This window comes from Bacteroidota bacterium, assembly GCA_018831055.1.
Taxonomy (GTDB): Bacteria; Bacteroidota; Bacteroidia; order Bacteroidales; family B18-G4; genus M55B132.
The window spans coordinates 1-2276 of record JAHJRE010000319.1; the positions used below are offsets into that span (position 1 = coordinate 1).

The 2276-nt window shown below is 42.6% G+C and carries 1 protein-coding gene; it reads right to left on the reverse strand.

The annotated features are described in order from the left end of the window. Positions 1-2276: fibronectin type III domain-containing protein (locus KKA81_17335; protein MBU2652693.1), on the reverse strand; the 2276-nt coding region annotated here is incomplete at both ends.

Below are 2276 nucleotides of genomic sequence, written 5' to 3' on the forward strand. Positions count from 1 at the left end.
GAATTAATCATCGCTATTACCCTGCTTCTTTGTAATAACTCCACATATGGTTGCTTAGCAGGTGCAAATTTTCCAGCGAAATTGGCGCGACTGACAAGTGCGATCTTCCCTATAACCTGCGCAAGGTCATATTTTATCTTCAGCGTGAAAAGAACATCCTTACTGTTTTCGGGTATGTCCGTCTTATAAACCACCGATTCAATTTCGTTGACAAGCCAGCTGCACACAACATGGTAAATCCCGTCATCAAGATTCTCAAAAAGATATGTTCCGTCGTCGGACTTATTAAATGTCTCCGCTATTTTTATTGTGCCATCGTTATTATACAATTGTACTAAAACCGGAAACGCGACAGTTCCATCCGCTTGAGTCACTTTTCCGGAAACAGGTCCCGTCGTTTTTGAGTTCGGCGTCTGAACTGTAAGTTCTACAGGCCCCGTTTTAATATTTTCCGCATTAACGGATTTTATCTGATAATAATATGTCGTGAGTTGGCTAAGACCAGAGATTAAGAGATTAAGAGATTGAGAGATTGAGGAGGAATACACGCTAAAATCAGATGCGGTAGATTGATACAGTTCATAAATCGTGCCGGCCGAATTGCCGTTTGCAGACCATTCAAGTTTTATCCAATTAAAATTTTTCGTAGAACACAAAAAGTTAGTTGGTATACTTGCTAATGTGTATTTACTTACCACTACCGACTTACTACTTCCGGTCACATTATACGCTTCTACATACCTGCTGTATTGCGTGTTGGGCATAAGCCCGGTTTCCTTATAATTTACCGTGTCCGCGGCAACGGATGCCACAAATCCCCCGGTGCTCGTTTGCAAATAATATCCCTGCTCGTTTGCAACATCGCTCCAGACCCATTTTATTGATAAATTTGTAACCTCCGTCGCAGTTAATCCCGTCGGTGCTGTTGGCGCTCCCGCAGGAAGCGTTTTTGTAGAGACGGTTATATCGTAAGCAGTAGTAATTCCATCGCCATTATACGCCTTTGCTTTTAAGTAATATGTGATTTCTGCTGAAAGACCCTTTACATCTATATTCATTGCAATTGTTGTTGATGTATAACTTACAACACCAAACCCACTATCTGTTGAATACGCAACTCCATAATATGTTCCTGATGGATTATTGTTTGCTGACCATTTAACGCTGACTGACGCCGATGTAACGCTGATGACCGTAGATGAAGTCGGTGGATTAGCGGCGGTGTATGCGTATTTTGCTGCTGACCAACTATTACTACTGGCATTTACCGCTTCTGCGTATCTGGTGTATTGCGTATTGGTTGAAAGATTTATTTCCCACCAACTCGTTGCTCCACCTGTGCCACTTAAAGGTCCAAGGTTTTCAGATAGTCGCATACTGATATTTGTTCCTGATGAAATATACAGACCGGTCTCGTCGGAAGCGTTATCGGTGAATCTCCATTGTATTGATGAAACATAAACCGTTGAGGCGGTAAATCCTGAAGGCGCCGCAACTGGTGGCTGGATTGTGAAAGCGTTTGAGATGGTGTTGATGGTGGGATAATTAACCGCAGAGACGCGAACCTTTATTGTTGCCGACGGGTTATTCGGGATTGTCCAGTTAAATGTTCCGAAATTTGGACCCGTTGACACATTCGCTACAAAATTGGTAATAATAAAATCGTCCATTGAGTACTCTAATTTTAACTTCGGGATTGAGCCGGTTGTGGTCCATTTGATTGTCTGAGTACTTCCGACAGTAAACACCTCGCCGCCGGCTGGCTTGACAACCGAAATTGAATCGCCTGGTTGCCAGAAAACCCTGTCATTCGGATCGTTCTCGTATAGAGGTCCGGCTTTTGCGCCTGTTGCATTCTGCATCACCACAAGCCCGCTGGTTAAATTGGGTGTATTAACATTTGTTAAAACAGCGGTATCAAAATTATATCCTGTGAATGTGAATGTCCCGGGAATCGTTGAATAACCGAGTGATAATGCACGATTTGAAGCAGCCAATGAGTCTTTATAGATAATATTGTTCAAAGCAACTATTTTAGTGTCGCTTGATATGAATAAGCAATCCGCATTATACCCTGCTGATTGTAATGCCACACCTGTAACATTTACCGTTGAGACAAGACATTTGAATGTATAAAACACGCTGCCGGGATCGGTTGATGTTATCAGGTTATTTGACGACATTGAGACAAAAAAGCCGCCGGTGTCTATAGTAGCATAATTGGCTCCAAGTTTAAGCACAGGGCTTGGTGTAACATCCGGCAGTAAAAGTGTACC